Source organism: Citrobacter sp. Cc139 (genome assembly GCF_030334645.1).
In the GTDB taxonomy this organism is placed as follows: domain Bacteria; phylum Pseudomonadota; class Gammaproteobacteria; order Enterobacterales; family Enterobacteriaceae; genus Citrobacter; species Citrobacter werkmanii.
This window is the reverse complement of record NZ_JAOWDM010000092.1, coordinates 433,542-449,713: the sequence shown is the minus strand read 5'-3', so window position 1 is coordinate 449,713 and position 16,172 is coordinate 433,542. Positions and strand designations below refer to the sequence as shown.

Genomic DNA, 16,172 nt, shown 5'->3' with positions numbered 1-16,172 from the left:
GAGGCACGCCAACGCCCACGCGCGTAATCGCGCACGGACGCTGAGTTTTTAATCAGTTAGCCGGTTCGTTAAGATAACGACGGATGGCCCGCAGCACTGCTTCAGGTTTTTCCGCATGTACCCAATGCCCCGCGCCTGCGATAACGTGCGCCCGAGCCTGCGGGAATTGTGCCAGCAGCTGCTCGCGATACGCTTCGGTGACATAAGGGGAGTTACCGCCTGGAATAAACAATGCCGGGTGCTCCCATGCCGGGAGGGTTTGCCAACCGACGATATTGGGATATTGATCCCACAACACGGGAACGTTAAAGCGCCACTCGCCGTCAACAAAGGATTTCAGCAGAAACTGAATAACACCTTCCTCTTGCAGATGCTGGCGCATGACGCTTGCTGCCTGCTGGCGCGAGGACGCTTGTGCATCGGTTACGGCATTGATTGCCGCAAAAATCTCATCGTGACGGCGTACCTGATAGTCAACCGGCGCAATATCAATAGCCACCAGCCGATCGATACGCTCAGGAGCCAACGCGGTTAACGCCATGACGGCTTTTCCCCCCATCGAGTGACCAATAAAGATCGCTTTGTCGATCTGTTGATCGTCCAGCGTATCCACCAGGTCTTGCGCCATGGCCGCATAATTCATCTCAGGCGAGCGGGGCGAGAGGCCATGATTTCGCATATCAACCTGGATGATATCGTGATCGACCACCAGGGAGCGTGCCAGGATCCCCAGGTTATCCAGGCTACCAAACAGGCCGTGAACCAGGACGATGGGAGAATTATTGTGCAGGTTTTGCGCAGATTGCGCTCGGATATTCAATTTCATGGCAAAGTTCTTTTTTTCACACTCACGGGTTAGGGTATCATGTTGACCATTCTGCCACAGGGCTGCAACAACTACGGTTACTCCGAGTTTTATCAGCCACCAGGCTTGACGCTATCCGCTGTTGGGATTTGCCTTTACACTACGCGTGTTAACCCAACAACTTGTATTCAGCTAAACACTGCACTGGATTAAGATGAAAACGATTGAAGTTGATGATGAACTCTATAGCTATATTGCCAGCCATACCAAGCATATCGGCGAGAGCGCATCCGACATTTTACGGCGTATGTTGAAATTTTCCGCCGCAGCACAGCCTGTCACTCCGGTAGTAAAAGAAGTCCGCGCTGTGCAACCTGTCGTGGAAGCTAAGCCGGTTAACCCCGTAAAAGATAAAGTGCGCGCGATGCGTGAACTGCTGTTGTCCGATGAATATGCGGAACAGAAGAAAGCAGTAAATCGCTTTATGCTGGTGCTGTCTACACTCTATTCTCTGGATCAAAACGCATTCGCCGAAGCAACGGATTCGTTGCATGGCCGGACGCGCGTTTATTTTGCGGCAGATGAACAGACGCTGCTGAAAAATGGTAATCAAACCAAACCGAAACACGTGCCAGGCACGCCGTACTGGGTGATCACCAATACCAACACCGGCCGTAAATGCAGCATGGTGGAGCACATCATGCAGTCAATGCAATTCCCTGCGGAATTGATTGAAAAGGTTTGCGGAACAATTTAATCCTTGCATTAGAAGGACCAGGCAATGGCAATCCACAACCGTGCAGGTCAACCTGCGCAACAGAGTGATTTGATTAACGTCGCCCAACTGACGGCACAGTACTATGTACTGAAACCAACGGCAGGGAACGCTGAGCACGCCGTCAAGTTCGGTACGTCCGGGCATCGCGGCAGTGCAGGTCGTCATAGTTTTAACGAGCCGCATATTCTGGCTATCGCCCAGGCGATTGCTGAAGAACGTGCGAAAAACGGGATTACTGGCCCGTGCTATGTGGGCAAGGATACCCACGCGCTGTCTGAACCGGCTTTTATCTCTGTGCTGGAAGTGCTGGCGGCGAATGGTGTTGACGTCATCGTGCAGGAAAACAACGGCTTTACGCCAACCCCTGCCGTGTCGAATGCCATCCTGGTCCACAACAAAAAAGGCGGCCCGCTGGCTGATGGCATTGTGATCACGCCGTCCCACAACCCGCCGGAAGATGGTGGCATTAAATACAACCCGCCAAACGGTGGTCCGGCAGATACCAACGTCACCAAAGTGGTTGAAGACAGGGCTAACGCGTTGCTGGCTGACGGTCTGCAAGGCGTGAGGCGTATGTCGTTGGACGCGGCGCTGGCATCGGGTCATGTTAAAGAGCAGGACCTGGTTCAACCGTTTGTGGAAGGACTGGCGGATATCGTCGACATGGCGGCGATCCAGAAAGCGGGTCTGACGCTGGGTGTCGATCCGTTGGGCGGTTCCGGTATCGAATACTGGAAGCGTATTGCGAAGCACTACAACCTGAACCTGACTATCGTTAACGACCACGTTGATCAGACTTTCCGCTTTATGCATCTCGATAAAGACGGCGCAATCCGTATGGACTGCTCCTCCGAGTGCGCGATGGCGGGTCTGCTGGCGCTGCGTGACAAGTTCGATCTGGCCTTTGCCAACGATCCGGACTATGACCGTCACGGTATCGTCACCCCGGCGGGGCTGATGAACCCGAACCACTACCTGGCGGTGGCGATCAACTACCTGTTCCAGCATCGTCCGCAGTGGGGCAAAGATGTTGCCGTCGGTAAGACGCTGGTTTCCTCGGCAATGATTGACCGCGTGGTCAACGATCTGGGTCGTAAGCTGGTGGAAGTGCCGGTCGGTTTTAAATGGTTTGTTGACGGTCTGTTCGATGGCAGCTTTGGTTTTGGTGGTGAAGAGAGCGCGGGCGCTTCTTTCCTGCGTTTCGACGGTACACCGTGGTCGACCGACAAAGACGGCATCATCATGTGCCTGCTGGCGGCAGAAATTACCGCTGTGACCGGTAAGAACCCGCAAGAACACTACAACGAACTGGCTGCTCGCTTCGGCGCGCCGAGCTACAATCGTTTGCAGGCGAGCGCGACCTCTGCGCAGAAAGCGGCGCTGTCTAAGCTGTCTCCGGAAATGGTAAGCGCCAGCACGCTGGCAGGCGACCCGATCACCGCACGTCTGACCGCGGCACCTGGCAATGGTGCTTCCATAGGCGGTCTGAAAGTGATGACTGACAACGGCTGGTTTGCCGCGCGTCCGTCAGGCACGGAAGACGCTTACAAGATCTATTGCGAAAGCTTCCTCGGCGAAGAACACCGCAAACAGATCGAAAAAGAAGCGGTTGAGATCGTCAGCGAAGTGTTGAAAAACGCGTAAACCCCGGGCCGGATAAGACGCTAACGTCACCATCCGGCATGAATACAAAAGCCGGATAGCATGTATGCTGATCCGGCTTTTTTATTCGACTAGACTTACGGCATAAACCGATAGCCAATCCCGGTTTCGGTCAGAAAATGACGTGGACGAGCCGGGTCCCGCTCCAGTTTCTGGCGCAGGTGTCCCATATAAATTCGCAGATAATGGCTGTGCTCAACGGCGTTCGGCCCCCAGACCTGGTTCAACAGCTGGCGTTGCGTCAGTACCTTCCCGGCATTATTCAGCAGTACCGCTAACAGGCGAAACTCAATCGGCGTCAGATGGATTTCCTCGTCACCACGGTGTACGAGGCGGGCGGCGATATCCACTTTTACGTTGGAAAAATGCACCACCGGTTCGGGAGACGCGCCGCTGGCGTGGCGACGCAATGCCACGCGCAATCGCGCCTGTAGCTCGCCAATACCGAAGGGTTTACTGAGATAGTCATCGGCGCCGGCATCCAGCGCGGCGATTTTATCGCTCTCTTCGCTGCGGGCTGAAAGCACAATTACCGGGATTGCGCTCCATTGCCGCAGGTCGCGAATAAAATCAATGCCGTCGCCGTCTGGCAGGCCGAGATCGAGAATGATGAGATCGGGTTTTCGTGTGGCGGCTTCCAGCAAACCACGTTGTAGCGTTTCCGCTTCATATACACGCAGGCCATCGGCTTCCAGCGCAGTGCGCAGAAAGCGGCGAATGGCCTGTTCATCTTCAACAATCAGTACGTTTGTCACATATCCTCATGAAAATCTTCAAGTTCAGGGGGGATCTCCTGGGGTAGTGTAACACGGAAACATGCCCCCCCCTGGGCACGATTATGGGCGGAAATGCTGCCGCCGTGCACGTCCACAATCGCCTGACAAATGGCCAGTCCCAACCCCACGCCGGGTACCGATGACTCTTTATTTCCTCTGGAAAATTTGTCAAAAACGCGCTGTTCCATACCCGACGGAATACCCGGTCCATTATCCCAGACGTCCAGTAGCAGATGCTCGCCATCGACGCTGGCGTCAATGCCGATTTGTGCCTGCGGACCCGCGTATTTTACGGCGTTCTCCAGCAGGTTAATCAACACCCGTTCAAAAAGCGGGCCATCGACATGGATCAGCGTCAACGGTTCGGGTAACGACAGGTTAATCGGAGCAGAGAGTCCTGGCTCCAGCATCTGCAGGGCGCTGCCCACCACCTCTTCCAGCGTTAACCACTCCTTCTTAAGATTAAAGCCGCCAGACTGAATTCGCGCCATATCCAACAGATTATTAACCAGTCGGGTGGTATTCAGCACGTGCTGGCGAATCTCACTGGCCTGGCGCGCATGCGGCGAACCTTCACTGGCCAGATCCAGCGTTAAAATCTCTGCCTGACCGAACAGCACCGTCAGCGGCGTGCGCAAATCGTGGGACAGTGCGGCAAGCAACGCATTGCGAATGCTTTCACGCTCGCTGGCAAACCGGGCCTGCTCTTCGCTGGCGGTCAGGGTCAGACGTTCCAGCGCACTGGCGACCAACAGGGTAAAGGTTTCCAGCAGGCGCTGCTGCTCGGGGATCATCAACTGACGCAGATTTCCCGGTTCCACTACCAGTAGCCCATGCGTTTTATCGGCGCTTTTTAGCGGTAAGATTTGGTACGGTACGCCCGGTAAGGTATCCGTGCCCGCGCCAGCCGGTTGCCCTTTGTCAAAACTCCATTGGGCAATGGCATCGTCCCATGGCGTCATGCCCTGTTGATGGGTGAGGGGAGCCAGCTTACCGTGTTCATCAGGTAATAAAACCTGACTGCGGGCCTGAAACGTTGAGGCGATAAACTGTTCGCTGGTCGCGGCGATATCCTGCTGGCTCCGTCCAACGGCTAACGCTTTCGACATCTCATACAGATGACGCGTACGCTGTTCCCGATAGCGCGCCACCCGCGCCTGATAACGGACGCCGGCGGTCAGATTACCGATAACCAGCCCGACCGTTAGCATTACGGCAAAAGTAAGCAGGTACTGAACGTCGGAAACGGCCAGCGTCCCACGCGGGGCAATAAAGAAGAGATCGAAGCTGGCGACGTTAATAAAGGTTGCCAGTACGGATGGCCAGCGTCCGTAGAAGAGGGCGATAACCACCACACCCAGTAAATAGAGCATTACCAGGTTAGCGGCATCAAAAGCCATCAGCCACTGCATCGCGATCAGCGTAATGATGGCGCATAGCGCGACAGCAACCACACAACCCTGAATTTGTACCCGCCATTTATCTTTAAAGGTGCGGCTATCCGGAGTGGGTAGCGTCGGGCGTGAAGGCGGTTCGTCCAGCGCGACAATCATCAGGTCGAGATCCGGTGCGCGATGGGCCAGTTTGTCGGCAAAGGAATCGCTGCGCCACCAGCGACGCGTTGTCGGACGCCCGAGCACAATTTTTCCCAGATTATGCTCGCGGGCGTAGCGGATTACCGCTTTATCTTCAGCAGGATCGGAAAGCGTGGCGGTTTCCGCGCCCAGCTCCTGGGCTAATCGCAGTGCGCTTAAGATCGCGCGCCGCTGTTTTTCGGGGAGTCGGTGCAGCGCTGGCGTTTCGACATACACCGCATGCCAGACGCTGCCGAGACGCGCCGCCAGTCGCGCGGCGGCGCGCACCAGTTTTTCGCTGCCGGTATTGTGCCCAATGCACAGCAAAACGGCGTCGCGGGTATGCCAGACTTTTTCTTCCCCTGGACGCCCGCGCCAGGCGCGCATTTGATCGTCCACCCGATCGGCCGTGCGTCGCAGGGCCAGCTCGCGCAGCGCGATCAAATTACCTTTGCGAAAGAAATGCTCGATGGCTCTTTCCGCCTGACCAGCGATATAGACCTTGCCTTCGTTCAGGCGCTGGCGCAAATCATCGGGGGGAAGATCGACCAGCACCACATCGTCAGCGGCATCGAAGAAAGGATCAGGGACGGTTTCGCGCACCTGAATACCAGTGACGCCGCTGACCACATCATTGAGACTTTCCAGATGCTGGACGTTAACGGTGGTAAAGACGTCGATACCGGCTTCCAGCAACTCTTCAATATCCTGCCAGCGCTTTGGATGGCGTGAGCCTGGCGCATTACTGTGCGCCAGTTCATCCATTAAAATGAGCGCCGGACGGCGGGCCAGCGCGGCATCAAGATCGAACTCGCTGATGTGGCGACCATGACGCGCGTGTCGCTTTAGCGGCAGGATGCTGAGACCGTCCAGCAGCGCGGCGGTTTCTTTGCGTCCGTGGGTTTCCACCACGCCAATCAGCACATCTAACCCCTGCGCCCGCAGCCGCTGGGCTTCCGTTAGCATGGCCCAGGTTTTCCCGACGCCCGCGCAGGCGCCGAAGAATATTTTTAGTTTTCCGCGGTGCGGGGCAGTGGTCTGCTCCAACAGGCGATCGGGGTCGGGACGTAAGGGTTCGCTATGCATGTCCTTTTTCTCAGTGCTTATCCAGCGCTAAATTAAGTTCCACCAGGTTCACCACCGGCTGGCCGATAAAACTGACTAGCGGCTTTTGCGTGTATTGTGCAACCAGGCGCGACACCTCTTCAACGCTGAGGTTGCGGGCCTGCGCCACGCGAGGAATTTGCCAGGCCACCGCGGCGGGCGTCAGGTTGTTATCCAGCCCGCTGGCAGACGCGGTTACCAGCTCTAGCGGAACGGCTGGATTAGCCTGTGGATTGGCAGCGCGCAGCGCGGCAATCCGGCTTTGCAACTGTTTATCCAGTTCCGGGTTGCTAACGGCCAGGTTACTGCCGCCAGAAGCCATGGGATTATAGGGCATTTCCGCCGTCGCAGACGGACGCCCCTGAAAATAACCGGCGGCGGTAAAATGTTGCCCAATAAGCTCAGAGCCGCGAACAACCTGATCTTCGCGGATCAACGAGCCGTTAGCCTGGTGGGGAAACCACCACTGCCCCAGCGCGGTGGTCAGCAGCGGGTAAGCCCCGCCGGTAATAAGCATCAGGAAAATCAATGTTGATAATGCAGGACGTAATCCACTCATCTGAAACCTCACACCAGACCCAACAGGGTCAGCAGTAAATCAATCGCTTTAATACCAATAAATGGCACCACCAGACCGCCCAGACCGTAGATCCACAAATTACGGCGCAACATTGCAGATGCGGATAACGGCTTGTAGCTCACGCCTTTAAGCGCCAGTGGGATCAGAAAAACGATGATTAGCGCATTAAAGATAACCGCGCTGAGGATCGCTGAATCCGGCGAATGCAGTCCCATAACGTTAAGCGCATTGAGCTGCGGATAGGTGGCGGCGAACGCGGCCGGGATAATGGCGAAATACTTTGCTACGTCATTGGCGATACTGAAGGTGGTCAGCGAGCCGCGCGTCATCAGCATCTGTTTCCCAATGTGCACCACTTCAATCAGTTTGGTGGGGTTGGAATCGAGATCCACCATGTTGCCAGCTTCCTTCGCCGCTTGGGTCCCGGAGTTCATAGCGACCGCGACATCCGCCTGCGCCAGTGCCGGGGCGTCGTTGGTTCCGTCGCCGGTCATCGCCACCAGACGGCCTTCCGCCTGATACTGACGAATCAGCGCCAGCTTGGCTTCCGGCGTGGCCTCCGCTAAGAAATCATCCACCCCGGCTTCCGCGGCGATCGCGGCGGCGGTCAGGCGGTTATCGCCGGTTATCATCACCGTTTTGATCCCCATTTTGCGCAGTTGGGCAAAACGTTCTTTGATCCCGCCTTTCACAATATCTTTCAGGGCTATCACGCCCAGTACGCGGGAGCCTTCGGCTACCACCAGCGGCGTAGCGCCAAGGCGAGCGACGTTGTCGACCTTCTGCTCGACATCGGCGGGGAAGTGACCGCCGTTGGCTTCAACGTGACGACGAATGGCATCGACCGAACCTTTGCGGATCATACGGTTGTCGATGTTGATACCGCTCATCCGGCTTTGCGCGGTAAACGGCACAAAGGTCGCGTGCAGCGATTGCACGTCGCGAATACGCAGATTAAAGCGCTGTTTTGCCAGAATAACGATGCTGCGGCCTTCCGGTGTTTCATCGGCCAGCGATGAAAGCTGTGCGGCATCGGCCAGCGTTTTTTCGTCCACGCCCTGGGCAGGCAGAAAATCTGAAGCCTGACGGTTACCCAGCGTAATGGTACCGGTTTTATCCAGCAGCAGGACGTCCACGTCACCCGCGGCTTCGACCGCACGTCCGCTGGTGGCAATGACGTTCGCGCCCAGCATACGGCTCATCCCGGCCACGCCAATGGCAGAAAGCAGACCGCCGATGGTGGTGGGGATCAGACAAACGAGCAGGGCAACCAGTACCGTGACGCTGACCGCGCTGCCGCCCCAGGCGGAAAACGGCCATAGCGTGGCGGCCGCTAACAGAAAGACGATAGTCAGGGCAATCAGCAGGATCGTCAGGGCGATTTCATTGGGGGTTTTACGCCGCTGCGCGCCTTCGACCATGGCGATCATCCGGTCGAGGAATGTTTCGCCGGGGTTTACGCTACATTCGATCACCAGCCAATCGGAGAGGATGCGAGTCCCGCCGGTGACCGAGGCAAAATCGCCACCGGATTCACGAATGACCGGCGCAGACTCACCGGTAATCGCGCTTTCGTCCACCGATGCGCCACCTTCGATCACCTCGCCGTCACACGGGATAATATCGCCAGCTTCCACCAGCACAATATCGCCTTTACGGAGATCATCGGCAGGGACGTGATCCATGGCCGAGCCGTATTTTGGTTCGCGAAGTTTGCGGGCAAAGGCGGTTTTTTTCACCCCTTTCAGACTGTTCGCCTGTGCTTTACTGCGCCCCTCAGCCAGCGCTTCGGCAAAGTTAGCGAACAGGACGGTAATCCACAGCCACAGACTAATCGCGCCGGTAAACCACGGATTGCCTGGCATATAACCTGTTGCCATCGCCAGCGTTAACAGCGTGGTCAACAGGCTGCCCAGCCAGACGAGAAACATCACCGGATTACGCCATTGGGTATGTGGGCTTAATTTTTTCACGGCATCCATCAGCGCCTGTGCGACCAGAGAAGGTTCGAACAGCGCCAGTTGCTTGCGACTCATAGTAATGTGCTCCGCATCACTCAGTGTAATGACAGGTATTCTGCGACAGGGCCAAGGGCCAGGGCAGGAACAAAGGTGAGAGCGCCAACCAGTAACACCGTACCGATTAACAACCCGACAAACAGCGCGCCATGGGTGGGTAGTGTGCCAGGGCTGGCAGGCTGGATCTTTTTACTGACCAGCGACCCGGCAATAGCCATCACGGGTACGATCACGCCGAAGCGACCAAAGAACATGCACAGCGCCAGCAGGCAGTTCCAGAACGGGCTATTGGCGCTTAATCCGGCAAAGGCGCTACCGTTGTTGTTCGCGGCAGATGACACGGCATACAGCACTTCACTAAACCCATGTGGACCCGGGTTGAGCATGGCGCTGCGCCCGGCATCGGTCATCATTGCTATTGCTGTGCCAAGCAGGACCAGCGCAGGGGTGACCAGAATCGCCAGCGCGGTCATTTTCATTTCGCGCACGTCGATTTTCTTACCCAGGTATTCCGGTGTTCGGCCAATCATCAGCCCGGCGATGAACACAGCCAGCAATACGAACAGCAGCATGCCGTACAGACCTGAACCCACACCGCCGAAGACCACTTCGCCAATTTGCATCAGCCACATCGGCACCATTCCGCCGAGTGCGGTAAAGGAGTCATGCATCGAAATCACTGCGCCACAGGATGCCGCCGTTGTGACGACCGCAAACAGACTGCTGACCAGTACGCCAAAGCGGCTCTCTTTGCCTTCCATGTTGATATTGCTGTCTGCACCTAACTGCATCAGATGCGGGTTGCCCTGAACTTCGGCCCACATCACGACGGCTACGCAGATGACAAAAATGAGCGACATGGCCCATAACAGGGTCCGGCCCTGACGACGATCGCCCACCACATCGCCAAAGGCAAAACACAGCGCGGTAGGAATTAAGAAAATAGCCAGCATCTGTACCAGGTTGGTCAGCGCGGTTGGGTTTTCAAACGGATGTGCTGAGTTAGCGTTAAAGAAACCGCCCCCGTTGGTGCCGAGCATCTTAATCGCTTCCTGCGAAGCGACAGGTCCCATCGGCAGCAACTGTTTCACCCCTTCAAGCGTCGTGATGGGCTGATAGGGCAATACGTTTTGCAGCGCGCCTTGTTGAATAAAAAACAGGGCGATGAGCAGCGCAATCGGCACGAGGATCCACAGCGTAATACGAACCAGATCGACCCAGGCATTACCCAGCGTATCCATGCTCTGGCGCGTAAAGGCACGCGTCAGGGCAAAAATCACCGCAATCCCGGTCGCCGCGGACAGGAAGTTCTGCACGGTCAACCCAGCCATCTGGCTGAAGTAGCTTAAAGTGGTTTCACCGGCATAAGATTGCCAGTTGGTATTGGTGACAAAACTCACTGCCGTGTTGAGCGCCAGATGCCATGAAAGTCCTGGAAGCTGCTGAGGATTCAGCGGCAGCAGGTTTTGCGCCATCAGCATCGAAAACAGGACCAGCAGGCCCAGTACATTGAGCGCGAGGATTGCCAGCAGATACTGCCGCCAGTTCATCTCCTGTTGCGAAATGCCCAGACCACGCCAGAGCACACTCTCCACGCCAGCGAGGCCCGGTAGGGACGTATTATTGATGAGTCGGGCCAGCCCAAACCCTAGCGGTCTGGCGATGACAAACAGCACCAGCAAGAAACTGGCAATGAGTAAAAAACCTTGAGCCGCCATCAGAACGCCTCCGCATTAATCAGGGCATACACAAGGTAACCTAATAATAAAAAGACCAGCCCAATGCCGGTTATCACGCCTGCACTCACAGTGCACCTCCAGTGGCATAAATGTGATAACCAGAGCGTAGGTTTTTGCTTGCAAAGATTTCGCAAAAATCGGCGGGCGGGGTGTAAAAAAAGTATAAAAATGGCAAAGACCATTATTTAACTAATGGTTAGTATTAATTTAACTTTTATGTAACTTAATTACGGTTTTAAGCTAAACGGGGCATAAATAGATAAAAATAAGTGGTCGGATGAGTAGTAAAATTACACACAAGGCGGTATTATTTTCATCAGTTAACCAACTTTATTTTTCCGGTGCGATTCACCGAACAGTTATATGGGAGAGGATTATGGACTTTTATAAAGAATATCCAGCACACATTGTTTTCTTACGCCGTACCTTTGCCGTAGTGGCGGGCGTACTGGCGCTGCCGGTCATGCTGTTCTGGAAAGACCGTGCCCGTTTTTACAGCTACCTGCATCGCGTCTGGTCTAAAACCAGTGATAAGCCGGTGTGGATGGAGCAGGCTGAAAAAGCCACCTGCGATTTCTATTGATAATTTATGAATCCTAAAAGCCGCTGATATCAGCGGCTTTTTTGCTCATGATAGCTACACTTATCTCAGGAATGAAAAGGAGCGATCATGAGCGAGAAAATCCCTGTTGGTATCAGTGCCTGTCTGTTGGGGGAAGCGGTTCGCTATGATGGAGGGCATAAGCGCCTGGCCTTTGCTGTAGAAGACCTGTCGCCGTGGGTCGCGTTTGAACCCGTATGCCCTGAAATGGGGATCGGGTTACCGGTCCCACGACCTGCGCTGCATCTGGTCAAAGAGGGCGAGGCTGTCTCCCTGCGTTTTAGTGATAAGCGCGAGGGGTATTTTCGTACGCAATTAAATTCTCGTCAGCGACAAGAGCTGGCCTCTCTCATTGACGGCTATCGACGTGCGACTCAACCGCTGCTTGCGCCAATAACATTACTCAAACACTATATGGCGGAATACCCGGATGCTTATCTTTCCGGGCAGCGCTATTTCAATCCCTGACCAGAGGCTCTGCGTTTGCGCTACGGGCGTTAATTTTTTTCTTCAGGAGTGTTATGACCACCCATTTGGTCTGGTTTCGGCGTGATTTACGTCTGCACGACAACCTCGCGCTGGCGGCGGCTTGTCGGGATCGTTCTGCGCAGGTGCTGGCGTTATATATATCTACCCCCGGGCAGTGGAAGGCCCACGATATGGCCCCGCGTCAGGCGGCATTTGTCAACGCGCAGTTGAATGCGTTACAAGCGGCGCTGGCAGAAAAAGGCATCCCTTTACTGTTTCATGAAGTGGCTGATTTTGCGGCCAGCGTGGACACCGTCAAACGTGTCTGCCTGCAGTATGACGTCAGTCGATTATTTTATAACTATCAATATGAAATAAACGAACGACAGCGTGATGTAAACGTAGAGAAATCATTACCCCAGGTGGTGTGCGAAGGGTTTGATGACAGCGTGATCCTGCCTCCTGGAGCGGTGATGACCGGCAATCATGAGATGTATAAAGTGTTCACGCCGTTTAAAAATGCCTGGCTGAAGCGGATTAAAGACGGTATTCCAGAATGTGTGAGCGCGCCAAAAATGAGAGAATGCGGCGCTCTTGACGCACCGTTAACATCAATAACGCTGAGCTATCCGCAGCAAAATTTTGATGCCCAAAGGTTTGTGGCAGAGGAAAAATTGGCCATCGCGCAATTACGCCAGTTTTGCCAGCAGGCTGCGGGAAAATACGAACAGCAGCGTGATTTTCCAGCGATTGACGGGACCAGTCGATTATCCGCAAGCCTGGCGACAGGCGGGTTATCGCCGCGCCAATGCCTGAATCGACTGCTCGCAGAGCAGCCGCAGGCGCTTGAGGGCGGGGCGGGCAGCGTCTGGCTGAACGAGCTTATCTGGCGTGAATTTTATCGTCATCTGATGACATATCATCCGGCGCTGTGTCGGTATCAACCCTTTATCCGCTGGACCGATCGCGTGCAATGGCAGAATAACCCGACGCATTTGCAGGCCTGGCAAACGGGTCAAACGGGTTACCCGATTGTGGATGCGGCGATGCGTCAGCTCAACGCCACGGGCTGGATGCATAATCGTTTACGCATGATTACGGCCAGTTTTTTAGTAAAAGACCTGCTGATCGACTGGCGTAAAGGGGAGCAGTATTTCATGTCGCAACTGATCGATGGCGACCTGGCGGCCAATAACGGCGGCTGGCAGTGGGCCGCATCCACCGGAACCGATGCCGCACCGTATTTCCGCATATTTAACCCCACGACGCAGGGCGAAAAATTTGACCGTGACGGTGAGTTTATCCGCCAGTGGCTGCCGGAATTGCGCGATGTGCCGGGTAAAGCCATCCATGAGCCGTGGTCGTGGGCGGAAAAAGCGCAGGTGACGCTCAACTATCCTCGCCCGATTGTCGATCATAAGCAGGCCAGACTGGCTACGCTGGCGGCATATGAGGCGGCGCGAAAAGGGTAAAGGCAGGGTGGATTTCTGCGTAATGCCTTCCAGCAAAATGAATTTGTTGCAGTTGGGCGCGTTTAGCGCTGAAGTGTGCGCGCAAGGTTGTTAATGCCCTGATGCAGATGCTTTTATCTGGCAGTAAAGTTCCGTCATCTTCATTCGGGTGATGGAACTTGATGACAATGCCAACAACCTCCACACCGCACGATGCGGTATTTAAAACGTTTTTACATCATCCCGAAACGGCGCGGGATTTTCTCGACATTCACCTGCCAGCTGAACTGCGGATGCTTTGCGATTTGAATTCGCTGAAGCTGGAGTCAGAAAGCTTTATTGAAGCGGATTTACGTTCGCGCTACTCCGACGTGCTCTGGTCTTTGCACACACGCAACGGTGACGGTTATGTCTATGTGGTGATAGAGCATCAAAGTTCAGCTGAGCCGCATATGGCTTTTCGTCTGTTGCGTTATGCGATGGCGGCGATGCAGCGTCATCTGGACGCAGGGCATAAGGAACTACCTTTGGTGATACCGATGCTCTTTTATCATGGCTGCCGAAGCCCCTATCCGTACTCATTGTGCTGGCTGGATGCCTTTGCTGACCCCGTGGCGGCAAGGCAGCTTTATTCCAGCGCATTTCCGTTGGTAGACATAACGGTGGTACCCGATGATGAGATCATGGCTCACAGACGAATGGCGCTGCTGGAATTAATGCAAAAACATATCCGTCAGCGGGATTTGCTGGGGCTGGTAGAGCAACTGGCCACGCTGCTACTTACTGGATGCGCTAATGACACGCAATTACAGGCGATGTTTAATTACATCCTACAATCTGGCGACGAATCTCGTTTTAATGAATTTATGCAGGAGATAGCGCAACGGATCCCCCAACATAAGGAGAGGCTGATGACTATTGCAGAGCGGTTACGGTTAGATGGATTACAGGAAGGGTTACAGCAGGGTAAACAAGAAGCCGCATTACGTATAGCGCAAACCATGCTGGAGCAAGGTATAGATCGCACAATGGTGCTACTGGTTACAGGTCTTACTGAAGAGGAACTCGCAGCAATTCATGCATAATTACCTGAAAAAACAGGCCCGAATCTTATCACATCATCGGGCCTGTACACTCAGGACTCTACCGCTAACGCACGGTTTCTGAATTTCAGCGACTGGTACAGCCAAATCAGCAGCACCAGTACCACACAGGCCAGTGCGCCCCAGGTAATTTCGCTAAAGACGTCAATATAGGCATTGATGGAATAGTTGATGGCGCCGGCAGCGTCAAACGAACCTTGTGACGTCTGGTCGGCGATCACCCCAGCCAGGTAGTTGGCGATTGCGCCGGAGAGCAGCATATAAATGCCGGTTAATACACCGGTTACTCCGGGGATCTCAATGCGGGTAATTTGCGACATTGCCACCGGGTCGATAAACAGTTCCGCAAAGCCCATGACCGCCAGCCCCAATACCATCAGCGGCATGGAAGAGTGGCCGTAAGCGGCGGACCAGCGGGCGCTTACGGTCAGAATACAAAAACCGGCGCTCATTAAACCGAGACCAAGGGCAAATTTGCCCCAGATGCGTACGGTGCGATTGCCGCCTACGCTCTCTTTGACCACCCATGCCAGCACGATACCGCACAGCATAACCGCAAAGGCGTTAACCGACTGGAACATCGCGGTGGGTACGGAATACCCCATAATGTCGCGATTAACAAAGCGGTCGATATACAGGCTGATTGAGCTACCGCCCTGTTGAGCAAAGGCCCAGAACAGCAGGCTAAAGAAGGTCAGCGTGACGATGAGCCCCAGCTCTTTGCGTTGCTTCTGGGTTTGCGCCTGGCGGTAAATCTTCGCCAGAACCGCCAGACCGATAACAGTAGCAACGATCAGGGCGTACACGGACCACTCTTTCCAGAACAAGACAGTAATCAGCAGTGGGGCGGCAACCAGCAGAACTAACAACCAGGCCCAGTTCGGCAACATGTATTTTTTCGCGCGCAGGACGGCCTTATTGACGCCGGTGGTATGGGCGAAATGGCGATTACCACATAAGAAAATCACCAGCCCTGCCAGCATGCCGATAGCGGCCAGCGCAAAACCCATCGCCCAGCTGTACTCTTCCTGCACATAGCCACAGGCTATCGGGGCAATGATTGAACCGATGTTGCCGGCGGCGTAGAGCAGAGAGAACCCACCGTCGCGGCGGGGATCTTCAGGCTGATACAGTTCACCCAGCAGGCAACTGACGTTGGATTTAAACAGACCGTAGCCACAGACGATAATCGCTAGCGATAAATAAAGGAATGCCGGGGCCATTTCGCTGGCGCCCAACACCAGATGCCCCACCGCCATCAAAATGCGCCGATCATCACCGCCATCCGGTTGCCGAGCACTTTATCTGCCAGATACCCTCCGAGAATGGGTGTGACGTAGACCAGCGAGCAGTAGGCGCTGAACAGTTCATAAGCGTGATTATCGTCGTACTTAAGCTGGTTAGTGAGATACAGAATCAGCAGCGCACGCATACCGTAAAAACTGAAATATTCCCAAATTTGTAGCGCGACAACGTAATAAATCGCCCGCGGTTGAGATGCTTGTTTATTCAT

At 54.8% G+C, this 16,172-nt stretch carries 13 protein-coding genes and 1 pseudogene; 6 read left to right on the top strand and 8 right to left on the bottom strand.

The window, feature by feature from the left end; genetic code table 11:
• Positions 1-52 precede the first annotated feature (52 nt).
• On the bottom strand, positions 53-826 hold the full coding sequence (ybfF, locus tag OGV69_RS21310; RefSeq protein WP_069323166.1) for an esterase: 774 nt from the start codon (positions 824-826) through the stop codon (positions 53-55).
• A 193-nt stretch (positions 827-1,019) separates the two neighbouring features.
• Here ybfF and seqA point away from each other — a divergent pair, with 193 nt between their 5' ends.
• On the top strand, positions 1,020-1,562 hold the full coding sequence (gene seqA, locus OGV69_RS21305) for a replication initiation negative regulator SeqA (protein WP_038638828.1): 543 nt from the start codon (positions 1,020-1,022) through the stop codon (positions 1,560-1,562).
• Positions 1,563-1,586: 24 nt separating this feature from the next.
• The gene (pgm, locus tag OGV69_RS21300; protein ID WP_069323167.1) at positions 1,587-3,227 is read left to right on the top strand and encodes a phosphoglucomutase (alpha-D-glucose-1,6-bisphosphate-dependent); all 1,641 of its coding nucleotides are present in this window, start codon (positions 1,587-1,589) and stop codon (positions 3,225-3,227) included.
• Positions 3,228-3,322: 95 nt separating this feature from the next.
• Here the strand turns inward: pgm and kdpE are convergent, their stop codons facing one another.
• The 6 genes from kdpE to kdpF are packed head-to-tail and all read right to left on the bottom strand — an operon-like array spanning position 3,323 to position 11,104.
• Positions 3,323-4,000 (bottom strand): two-component system response regulator KdpE, encoded by a 678-nt coding sequence (kdpE, locus tag OGV69_RS21295; protein ID WP_038638835.1) that lies wholly within the window; start codon positions 3,998-4,000, stop codon positions 3,323-3,325.
• The gene (gene kdpD, locus OGV69_RS21290) at positions 3,997-6,681 is read right to left on the bottom strand and encodes a two-component system sensor histidine kinase KdpD (RefSeq protein WP_069323168.1); all 2,685 of its coding nucleotides are present in this window, start codon (positions 6,679-6,681) and stop codon (positions 3,997-3,999) included. The genes kdpE and kdpD overlap by 4 nt, the downstream gene beginning before the upstream one ends.
• Before the next feature lie 10 nt (positions 6,682-6,691).
• The gene (gene kdpC, locus OGV69_RS21285; RefSeq protein ID WP_038638841.1) at positions 6,692-7,258 is read right to left on the bottom strand and encodes a potassium-transporting ATPase subunit KdpC; all 567 of its coding nucleotides are present in this window, start codon (positions 7,256-7,258) and stop codon (positions 6,692-6,694) included.
• 8 nt (positions 7,259-7,266) lie between these two features.
• Positions 7,267-9,315 carry a potassium-transporting ATPase subunit KdpB gene (gene kdpB, locus OGV69_RS21280; RefSeq protein WP_069323169.1) on the bottom strand — a complete coding sequence of 683 codons (2,049 nt, stop codon included), beginning with the start codon at positions 9,313-9,315 and terminating at the stop codon, positions 7,267-7,269.
• 20 nt (positions 9,316-9,335) lie between these two features.
• Positions 9,336-11,015, bottom strand: coding sequence for a potassium-transporting ATPase subunit KdpA (gene kdpA, locus OGV69_RS21275; protein ID WP_069323170.1), 1,680 nt, complete (start codon positions 11,013-11,015; stop codon positions 9,336-9,338).
• Positions 11,015-11,104, bottom strand: coding sequence for a K(+)-transporting ATPase subunit F (gene kdpF, locus OGV69_RS21270; protein ID WP_077949339.1), 90 nt, complete (start codon positions 11,102-11,104; stop codon positions 11,015-11,017). The genes kdpA and kdpF overlap by 1 nt, the downstream gene beginning before the upstream one ends.
• Before the next feature lie 308 nt (positions 11,105-11,412).
• On the opposite strand from kdpF, the gene OGV69_RS21265 reads away from it, so the two are divergent.
• The 4 genes from OGV69_RS21265 to OGV69_RS21250 all read left to right on the top strand — a co-directional run bounded on the left by OGV69_RS21265 (position 11,413) and on the right by OGV69_RS21250 (position 14,641).
• Positions 11,413-11,619 (top strand): YbfA family protein, encoded by a 207-nt coding sequence (locus tag OGV69_RS21265; RefSeq protein WP_003022870.1) that lies wholly within the window; start codon positions 11,413-11,415, stop codon positions 11,617-11,619.
• Positions 11,620-11,706: 87 nt separating this feature from the next.
• Positions 11,707-12,105 carry a DUF523 and DUF1722 domain-containing protein gene (locus OGV69_RS21260; RefSeq protein ID WP_286469478.1) on the top strand — a complete coding sequence of 133 codons (399 nt, stop codon included), beginning with the start codon at positions 11,707-11,709 and terminating at the stop codon, positions 12,103-12,105.
• A gap of 53 nt (positions 12,106-12,158) precedes the next feature.
• Positions 12,159-13,577 carry a deoxyribodipyrimidine photo-lyase gene (gene phrB / locus OGV69_RS21255; RefSeq protein WP_286469477.1) on the top strand — a complete coding sequence of 473 codons (1,419 nt, stop codon included), beginning with the start codon at positions 12,159-12,161 and terminating at the stop codon, positions 13,575-13,577.
• Between the two features lie 161 nt (positions 13,578-13,738).
• Positions 13,739-14,641 (top strand): Rpn family recombination-promoting nuclease/putative transposase, encoded by a 903-nt coding sequence (locus tag OGV69_RS21250; RefSeq protein WP_069323173.1) that lies wholly within the window; start codon positions 13,739-13,741, stop codon positions 14,639-14,641.
• A gap of 50 nt (positions 14,642-14,691) precedes the next feature.
• Here the strand turns inward: OGV69_RS21250 and dtpD are convergent.
• Positions 14,692-16,172 (bottom strand): annotated as a pseudogene (gene dtpD, locus OGV69_RS21245) (dipeptide permease DtpD).

Excerpts from the sequence above, each read along its gene's own strand:
- ybfF (WP_069323166.1), bottom strand. The coding sequence starts at position 826 with ATGAAATTGAATATCCGAGCGCAATCTGCGCAAAACCTGCACAATAAT.
- seqA (WP_038638828.1), top strand. The coding sequence starts at position 1,020 with ATGAAAACGATTGAAGTTGATGATGAACTCTATAGCTATATTGCCAGC.
- pgm (WP_069323167.1), top strand. The coding sequence starts at position 1,587 with ATGGCAATCCACAACCGTGCAGGTCAACCTGCGCAACAGAGTGATTTG.
- kdpD (WP_069323168.1), bottom strand. The coding sequence starts at position 6,681 with ATGCATAGCGAACCCTTACGTCCCGACCCCGATCGCCTGTTGGAGCAG.
- kdpC (WP_038638841.1), bottom strand. The coding sequence starts at position 7,258 with ATGAGTGGATTACGTCCTGCATTATCAACATTGATTTTCCTGATGCTT.
- kdpB (WP_069323169.1), bottom strand. The coding sequence starts at position 9,315 with ATGAGTCGCAAGCAACTGGCGCTGTTCGAACCTTCTCTGGTCGCACAG.
- kdpA (WP_069323170.1), bottom strand. The coding sequence starts at position 11,015 with ATGGCGGCTCAAGGTTTTTTACTCATTGCCAGTTTCTTGCTGGTGCTG.
- OGV69_RS21265 (WP_003022870.1), top strand. The coding sequence starts at position 11,413 with ATGGACTTTTATAAAGAATATCCAGCACACATTGTTTTCTTACGCCGT.
- OGV69_RS21260 (WP_286469478.1), top strand. The coding sequence starts at position 11,707 with ATGAGCGAGAAAATCCCTGTTGGTATCAGTGCCTGTCTGTTGGGGGAA.
- phrB (WP_286469477.1), top strand. The coding sequence starts at position 12,159 with ATGACCACCCATTTGGTCTGGTTTCGGCGTGATTTACGTCTGCACGAC.
- OGV69_RS21250 (WP_069323173.1), top strand. The coding sequence starts at position 13,739 with ATGACAATGCCAACAACCTCCACACCGCACGATGCGGTATTTAAAACG.